Raw genomic sequence first — 7155 nt, 5'->3', positions numbered from 1 at the left:
CCTTGCCGCTACAGTTCTATGGATCAGATAAGTGTCCACAACTCCTAGAGCAAAGCGCGTTCATGACTGAACGCTTATTTGCTCTAACTCTTTGGTTCGACGCGTCTTTGCGATTCGAGGTGACTCTGCCAAATCGCAAAACGCTATTGGAATATTCGTCGAAGGATCGTCGTTCGTTACACGCTCACGGCCTCGTGATGACGTCGCGTGCAATCGAGAAATTCCGAGAAAGAGCGCGATGAGGCAGGAATTCGCTGCTGTTTCACCGATTCCCGGCGCTTCACGCTTTCGTTCAGCGGCGGGGCGGTGTAAGAGGCGCCCACAATCGTTCCTAGAGCAAAGCGCGTTTTGGTGAAAACGCACCTTTCCTCTAGCGCCTTGGTTCGACGCGTCCTTGCGATTTGGGGCATTCCACCGCATCGCAAAACGCTTTAGCTCACTTGAAAAGTTTCAGGACATCATCGTGAAGGTCATCGCCAGCCAGATCCGCAAAGGCAACGTCGTCGAGATCGACAATCAGCTCTATGTCGTGCTCAAGGCGGAAAGTTTCTTCCCGGGCAAGGGCACGCCCACCACGCAGATCGACATGCGCCGCCTGTCGGACGGTGTGAAGACCGTGCAGCGCTACCGCACCACCGAGCAGGTGGAGCGCGCCTTCATCGAGACCAAGTCGCACACCTATCTCTATGAAGACACGCATGGCTACGCCTTCATGAACATGGACAGCTATGAGCAGGTCTCGGTGCCCGCCGACGTGATCGGCGAGCAGTCGGTCTATCTGGCCGAGAACATGGAATGCCAGATCAGCCTCTATAACGGCGTGCCCGTGGCGATCGAACTGCCCGCCCGCGTCGTACTGGAAGTGACGGAGACCGAGCCGGTGACCAAGGGTCAGACCGCTTCCTCCTCCTACAAGCCCGCCACACTCTCCAACGGCGTGCGCACCACCGTGCCGCCGCACATCAGCGCCGGCACCCGCGTGGTGATCATGACGGAAGACGGTTCCTACGTCGAACGCGCCAAGGACTGATCCGGGAACGCCGACTTCTCAGCGAGATGCAAGAAGGCGCAGCCCGCGAGGCCTGCGCCTTTTTCATGCGTGATACCAGCCACAGTGAGCTTTGACCGATCTGGCAATGCGCCCGTCATCCCCAGCGAGCAAAGCGAGAGAAGGGAACCAGGGGCTGAACGACGCAGACCTTGGCCCTGGATTCCCTTCCCGCCGCCAGTGGCGGCGCCGGGAATGACATGTCAAGTTTCAATGACTTGTCGCGGACGAATGGCTCGGCCCCTATTCGAACGTCTCGACGGCTTGCGTCAGCGCCATCCTTTCGTCAGGCGCCGGCCCGTAGCGATTGGCGCCGCGTTTGCCGGGGATGAAACCGAGGATGATGAGGCAGGCTGAGGCGAACATAATCACTGCACCTGTCACGAGGATGGCGCCGTTGAGGGGCACCCTATCGTTCATGACCAGATAGAACATCAGGGAGGGCGTCGCCCCCGAGACGAAAATCACGACTCTGGCGACCCATGGCGAGGCACCGATGTCGGAGAGCCGTCGGCCGCCGAGCCAAGCCAGCAGAGCGGCGAAAAAGAGCATGAGGCCAGAGCGCCGGAGCCCCGCTCCCACTTGCATCGTTTCGAAGATAAGAATGCCCAGCGCGAAACAACCCACCACCAAGCCGACGCCCAGCCAATAAGGCAGACGGCGCAAGCGACCTTTTTCACGAAAGAGCTGGAGCAAGATCTGCGGCATGACGGGGCTCTGGCTGTCGCGACTCTGTCGTTGCTATCACAGACCAGGCGTCGGAGCGAAATCGGCCTCGGTTCGCCTCAAGTCACCGCCGCCGCGATCTCCGCCTGGATCGCCTCGGCCGCCGCCTTGGGATCGGGCGCCGCCACGATGGGCCGGGCCACCACCAGATGGTCGGCCCCGGCGCGGATGGCGTCACCGGGCGTCATCACCCGCTTCTGGTCGCCGCTGTCGCTGCCGGCGGGGCGTACGCCCGGGGTCACCAGCAGCATGCTGTCGCCGACCCGGTTGCGGGTCGAGGCAACCTCTTCCGGCGACATCACCAGGCCGGGCACGCCGATCGCCATGGCCTGGGTCACCCGCTGGGCCACGAGTTCGCCGACACCCTTGCCATAGCCGGCTTCGGCCAGGTCGGCATCGTCATAGGAGGTCAGGACAGTGACGGCGAGGATCTTCAGGTCCGAGCCGCGGGCACCTTCCACGGCAGCCCGCATGGTCTGCGGAAAGGCGTGGATGGTGAGGAAAGTCATGCCCATTCCGGCAATGGCCTCGACCGCCTTGGTCACGGTGTTGCCGATGTCGTGCAGCTTCATGTCGAGGAAGATCTTCTTTCCCGAACGCGCCAGGTCCTGGGCGAAGGGCAGACCGCCATTGAAGACGAGCTGATAGCCGATCTTGTAGAAGGTCACGCTGTCGCCGAGCTCGGTTACCAGGGCTTCGGCCTTGGCGACGCTGTCGACATCCAGGCCACAGATCAGGCGGTCTTTCGTATTCAAATCAGTTCCTCAGGAGTTGGCGATAGGTCCAGACGCGGGCGGGCGGCACGTTGCGCCAGATCCTCGGCGACGCCTGCCAGGTGAAGAAGGCGTTCTTGGTGGGAATCGGCGAGGCCAGCGAATAGGTGAACTGGATGAAAGCGGCGTCGGGCTGCATCAGCGTGAAGGCCTGGGCCAGGAGGTCGAGGCGCTGCCGCTCGGGCTTGGTCAGCAGCGGCAGGCCACAGACCACGGCGGCCGCCTTGTCGGCAAGCCGGCCCTCCAGTGTCTTGGCGAGAGCATAGGCATCGCCCTGCACCACCGTTGCCTTGGGAAAACGCTGCGACAGGAGATCGCAAAATTGCGGGCTGTATTCGACCAGCACCAGGCGGTCCTCGGCGACGCCGCGCTCCACCAAGGCCTGGGTGATCGGACCTGTGCCGGGCCCGATTTCCACCACCGGGCCTTCCGAGGCGGGATCGACGCAATTGGCCATCGCCTTGGACAGGAAGGGGCTGGAGGGGGTGATCGACCCCATCTGCAGGGGCTTTTCGGTCCAGCTGCGGAAAAACTGGGCGGCCTCACCGAAACGTCTGGATGGCTTGCAATTGTCCCGTCGCGCGCCGCCCTTATGGACCATCGGCCTGCTCCTTGCTTGCCCCGTTCGCATCGCTATTGGCGAACGCCGCCGCCGTCAAGCGGTCCCTGCGTCCGTTCTTAATATCACCGTCAATATTAGGCGCCTTGATGCATCGGCGCCGCATGACCCGCCGCCCGCCATTCCGCCTTCACATCGGCATCGGTTTCGTCGTCCCGTCGCCAGGCCTGGGCTGCCAGGCGGGCCGGGGCGAGTCTGGCGAGCGCCCAGACCGCCATGGCGCGCACCAGGGCCGCTTCATCGCCGAGGAGCCCCTCGACCACCTCGATCAGGCCCGGATCGCCGGAATTGCCGATGGCGATGAGCACGTTGCGGATGAAGCGATCCCGCCCGATGCGCTTCACCGGGTTCTTGGCGAACAGCGCCCGAAAGGCCGGATCGTCCAGGCGCGCCAGGTCCGCCAGGCGCGGGGCTCGCAAGTCCTCGCGCGCCTTGAGCTTGTGTTCACGGGCCGTCACCGCGAACTTGTTCCACGGGCAGGCCGCCAGGCAATCGTCGCAACCATAGATCCGGTTGCCGATCGCCTCCCTGAACTCGGCCGGGATGGGGCCCTTGTTCTCGATGGTGAGATAGGAGATGCAGCGCCGGGCATCGAGCCGGTAGGGCGTAGGAAAGGCGGCGGTCGGGCAGGCATCGAGGCAGGCGCGGCAGGAACCGCAACGATCCCGCTCCGGCGCATCGGCCTCGATCTCGGTGGCGCTGAAGATCGAGCCGAGAAAGAGCCAGGAGCCGAAATCCCGGCTGACCAGATTGGTGTGCTTGCCCTGCCAGCCCAGGCCTGCCGCTGCGGCGAGAGGCTTTTCCATCACCGGCGCGGTGTCGACGAAGACCTTGAGCGGCGCGCCCGTCACCTCGCCCCACCAGCGCCCCAGGCTTTTCAGCCGCTTCTTGATGACGTCGTGATAGTCGTCGCCCTGGGCATAGACCGAGATCAGGCCGCCGGACCGATCGGCAAGCCCTGCCATCGGGTCCCGGTCGGGGCCGTAATTGACGCCGAGCATGATGATGCTGCGCACCTCCGGCCAGAGCGTGGCTGGGGTGCCGCGCTGGTCGGCGCGCTCCTCCATCCAGCCCATCTCGCCATGGAAGCCCTCCTCCAGGAAGCGGCGCAGGCGCGCTGGCGCCTCAGGGATGGCGTCGGGCGTGGTTACGCGGACGACATCGAAGCCTTCCGCTTCGGCGCGCTGGAGGAGCTGTGTCTTGAGAGGCGTCACGGCGAGCCTGCCCGGGACCGCCGGCTTCCAGCCGGCTCCTGGAGCCGTCGCGCTCGCCGCAGAAGCAGAAGCCGGCAAGGATGCCGGCGGTCCCGGAAACTAGAAATCGAGATCCGCATAGGTTGCCGAAGGCGGCGTTCCCCGCAGCGTCTCGGCCAGCAGCGGCCGGAAAGAGGGACGCGACTTGAGGCGCGCATACCATTCCTTGGCGGCCTGGTCCTCGTCCCAGGGCACGTCGCCGAGATAGTCGACGATCGACAGATGCGCCGCGGCCACGAAATCGGCGTAGGAGAGCCTGTCTCCCGCCAGCCAGTTCCGCCGCCGCACCAGATATCCGACATAGCGCAGATGATAGCGCACATTCGATTTGGCCGCACGGATCGCGGCCGTATCCGGCGAGGAACCGCCCTCGCCGATCGGCAGGAAACGCTTCAGGATCTTCTCCGTGATCAGATATTCACTGACCTCGGCATAGAATTTGATGCTGAACCATTCGATCAGGCGGCGGGTCTCCACACGCGCCCTGGCGTCGCGCGGCAGCAGGCGCTGCTCGCCGAGGGCATCGCCATAGGCTTCGTCGAGATATTCGCAGATCGGCGAGGCGCCGGGCACGATCAGGCCGGTGGCGTCGATCATCACGGGAAGCACGCCGGCCGGATTCATGTGCAGGAAGGCCTCGCGCCGCTCCCAGGGCTTTTCCTCGACCAGATCGGTCGCCACGTCCATTTCGCTGAGCACGAGGCGGATGAAGCGCGATTGCGGGTCGACAGGATGATGAAAAAGCTTGGCCATTGAACCGTGAATCTGGAAACCGCGGATGGAGGCCCGGATGGGGCGAAGCGGATAACCGGTATACCCCCCCGTACAACCGCCCGGCAACCGCCTTGCGCGAATAGAACACAGGCTCTGCGGTCGGCGGCGGAAAATGGGCGGCGGAGGTTAACGAAAAATTGACGCCGCGAGGGCCCGGCACTTCGTGACCCTCGGCCCGACATAAGGCCGCCTTTCGAACCAACTTCCATCGGGCGCATTCGTCATTGCACCATATGGCAAAATAAATTGGAGACCAGGAATACGGCGACGATGGAAGGCGGCAGATCTCGCAATCTGCGAGCGGTCCATTCCGCAGTCATCAACCTATCCGTCTGTTATGTCATTGCTCAGAGGTATCATTGGAAGCATTGACACGAGGCCATTCAGGGTCGAATTGTTACAAAAAATTAACAAACAATAGTGTGGGACGAACATCACGCTGCAAGGAGCATGATCATGCCGGTAGACATGACCGACGGCAAAGCCATCCGCAGCCTCATTCCGGCACGCATGGACCGACTGCCCTGGGCTCGTTTCCACTGGATGGTCGTGGTGGGCCTGGGCATCAGCTGGATCCTCGACGGCATCGAGATCCAGCTCGTTTCAGCCTCCGGTTTCCAGAAGAGCCTGGGCATGACCAGCGCCGAAGTCGGCTTCGCCGGCACGATCTACCTGATCGGCCAGGTGGTCGGCGCCTTGTTTTTCGGGCGGCTGACCGACCGCTGGGGCCGCAAGAAACTGTTCATCATCACCCTGGCGATCTATCTGGTCGGCTCCGGCGTGGCGGGCTTGGCGTGGACGCCCTGGTTCCTCTATCTCTGGCGCTTCGTGGCGGGTCTCGGCATCGGCGGAGAATATACCGCGATCAATTCGGCCATCGACGAGCTCATCCCGGCCAAATATCGCGGCCGGGTCGACATCGCCGTCAACGGCACCTATTGGGCCGGCGCCATGCTGGGCGCCGTCGGCAGCTTCTTTCTGCTCGACCACACCTTGTTTGCCGAGAATGTCGGCTGGCGCATCGCCTTCTTCATCGGGCCGGTGCTCGGTCTCGTCATCATCTTCCTGCGCCGGCACATCCCCGAAAGCCCGCGCTGGATGGTCACCCATGGCCAGGACAAGGAAGCCGAGACCATCGTCGAGGGCATCGAGGCCAGCGTGCGCGCCCAGGGCGTGACGCTGCCGCCGGTCGACGAGAGCAAGGCGATGTATATCAAGCCCGAGGAATCGGTGCCTTTCGCCAAGCTGATCGACGTGTTCTTCCGCGAATATCCCTCGCGCACCTTCCTCGGCATCACCATGATGGTGACGCAGTCCTTCCTCTACAACGCGATTTTCTTCACCTACGCCTTGGTGCTGAAGAATTTCTATCATCTCAACGAGTCGCAGACGGCGCTCTATTTCTTCCCCTTCGCCATCGGCAATCTGATCGGGCCGCTGCTGCTCGGGCCGCTGTTCGACACCGTCGGCCGGCGCAAGATGATCTTCGGCACCTATGTGCTGGCGGGGGCGGTGCTACTGGTCTCGGCCTATCTGTTCAAGCAGGGTAGCCTGACGGCGAACACCCATACGCTGTTCTGGTGCGTCTCCTTCTTCTTTGCCTCGGCGGGGGCTTCCTCGGCCTATCTCACCGTCAGCGAGATCTTCCCCCTGGAAGTGCGCGGCCAGGCGATCTCCTATTTCTTCGCCGTCGCCCAGATCGTCGGTTCGATGGGGCCGCTGATCTTCGGCTATCTGGTCGGCGAGGGCACCGAGCGCGATCCGCTGTTCTGGGGCTATGTCGTCGGCTCGGGAGTGATGATCTTCGGCGGCGTGGTGGCCCTGTTCTACGGCGTCGATGCCGAAGGCAAGGGCCTGGAAGACATCGCAGCACCGCTGACCAAGGTCGCCGTCACCGTCGAAGGCGCCCTAGGAGTTGTGGACTCTTGGGATTCCCAAGAGTGGGGGGTATGTGATTCAAAG

General features: G+C 63.1%; 7 protein-coding genes. 2 read left to right on the top strand and 5 right to left on the bottom strand.

Annotated features, from left to right (window positions below; genetic code table 11):
* The first annotated feature begins 463 nt into the window (after positions 1–463).
* Positions 464–1030 (top strand): elongation factor P, encoded by a 567-nt coding sequence (efp, locus tag QM672_RS32445; protein ID WP_311943894.1) that lies wholly within the window; start codon positions 464–466, stop codon positions 1028–1030.
* A 261-nt stretch (positions 1031–1291) separates the two neighbouring features.
* Here the strand turns inward: efp and QM672_RS32440 are convergent, their stop codons facing one another.
* The 5 genes from QM672_RS32440 to QM672_RS32420 all read right to left on the bottom strand — a co-directional run bounded on the left by QM672_RS32440 (position 1292) and on the right by QM672_RS32420 (position 5172).
* Entirely contained in the window at positions 1292–1756 is a 465-nt protein-coding gene (locus QM672_RS32440; RefSeq protein ID WP_311943892.1) for a DUF805 domain-containing protein, read from the bottom strand.
* Positions 1757–1833: 77 nt separating this feature from the next.
* Positions 1834–2529, bottom strand: a complete 696-nt coding sequence (pyrF, locus tag QM672_RS32435; protein ID WP_367625604.1) for an orotidine-5'-phosphate decarboxylase — start codon at positions 2527–2529, stop codon at positions 1834–1836.
* Between the two features lies 1 nt (position 2530).
* Complete coding sequence (locus QM672_RS32430; protein WP_311943889.1) at positions 2531–3148, bottom strand: class I SAM-dependent methyltransferase; 618 nt, start codon at positions 3146–3148, stop codon at positions 2531–2533.
* A gap of 95 nt (positions 3149–3243) precedes the next feature.
* Positions 3244–4380 carry a tRNA epoxyqueuosine(34) reductase QueG gene (queG, locus tag QM672_RS32425; protein ID WP_415087368.1) on the bottom strand — a complete coding sequence of 379 codons (1137 nt, stop codon included), beginning with the start codon at positions 4378–4380 and terminating at the stop codon, positions 3244–3246.
* 99 nt (positions 4381–4479) lie between these two features.
* Entirely contained in the window at positions 4480–5172 is a 693-nt protein-coding gene (locus QM672_RS32420; protein WP_068297410.1) for a glutathione S-transferase family protein, read from the bottom strand.
* A 477-nt stretch (positions 5173–5649) separates the two neighbouring features.
* On the opposite strand from QM672_RS32420, the gene QM672_RS32415 reads away from it, so the two are divergent.
* Positions 5650–7155, top strand: a 1506-nt coding sequence (locus QM672_RS32415) for an MFS transporter (protein WP_415087367.1), incomplete at its 3' end; no start/stop codon positions are given.

Source organism: Labrys sp. (in: a-proteobacteria) (assembly GCF_047605565.1).
Classification (GTDB): domain Bacteria; phylum Pseudomonadota; class Alphaproteobacteria; order Rhizobiales; family Labraceae; genus Labrys; species Labrys neptuniae.
The sequence above is the reverse complement of the archived record's forward strand: the minus strand, read 5'-3'. Positions and strand labels throughout refer to the sequence as shown.

Coding starts and splice junctions, on each gene's coding strand:
- QM672_RS32430 (WP_311943889.1), bottom strand. CDS start 3,148: ATGGTCCATAAGGGCGGCGCGCGACGGGACAATTGCAAGCCATCCAGA.
- QM672_RS32440 (WP_311943892.1), bottom strand. CDS start 1,756: ATGCCGCAGATCTTGCTCCAGCTCTTTCGTGAAAAAGGTCGCTTGCGC.
- QM672_RS32420 (WP_068297410.1), bottom strand. CDS start 5,172: ATGGCCAAGCTTTTTCATCATCCTGTCGACCCGCAATCGCGCTTCATC.